1 protein-coding gene is annotated in these 672 nt (G+C 61.5%); it reads left to right on the plus strand.

The genetic code is table 11. The features are described from left to right. Positions 1-17: 17 nt before the first annotated feature. Positions 18-672, plus strand: a 655-nt coding sequence (locus L6D89_RS32380) for a hypothetical protein (RefSeq protein WP_236202343.1), incomplete at its 3' end; no start/stop codon positions are given.

Here is a 672-nt window from a genome sequence, read left to right on the forward strand (position 1 = left end):
GTTTCGGCGTAGGGGTGATGAACGCTCCGAACTTCTGGACCACCTCCGAGCGCACACTGACGTTGACCTTCACGGAGTTGGACATTCCCATTCCAGACCAGCCCGTCACGGGGGTGGAGGTCGATGTGCTTGATCGTCGGCCGGATGGCACAGGAGTCATCCTGCGGCTCTATCGCAACTACCAACCTACCTTGTCAGCGCAGGAAACCCTCGCGCTTCTGGAGGTGCGCTTTTCCGGGGCCTTCGACAACCTGGGCGTCAGCCATACCATTCTTGCCAGTGGTAAAGACTGTCGCGGCAGGCTCACCGTTGCAGCCGACCCTGGGGATGATCCGGGGACCATTGTCAGGGGCGGAATCAGCCGCGCGCGCGTAGGGGAATTCCTGTGCGACTACTCTATCGCCTCCGACTACTGGGCTTGGTATGGGGAGTCGGGCGAGGCAGAAGTTCTGCGCTTTACCGCCCGCGCGGTGGGCACCGTTACGCGCACGGCCTCCGTGACAGGGGGCGGCGCTGACATGGTGTTCGTATCTTCCAAGCAGGAGAGCTACGACTACACCTATGAAATCTCTGGCGGCGGCGTTTCTTTGTCGGTGTCCGCTAGTTCCCAGCTATCCAGCGACGCTACAGCTTATGGCGAGAACGGCGAGCGCACAGTGGACAGCGGCACGA

Origin of the sequence: Pseudomonas pseudonitroreducens, from assembly GCF_021603645.1 — a bacterium.
Classification (GTDB): Bacteria; Pseudomonadota; Gammaproteobacteria; order Pseudomonadales; family Pseudomonadaceae; genus Pseudomonas; species Pseudomonas pseudonitroreducens.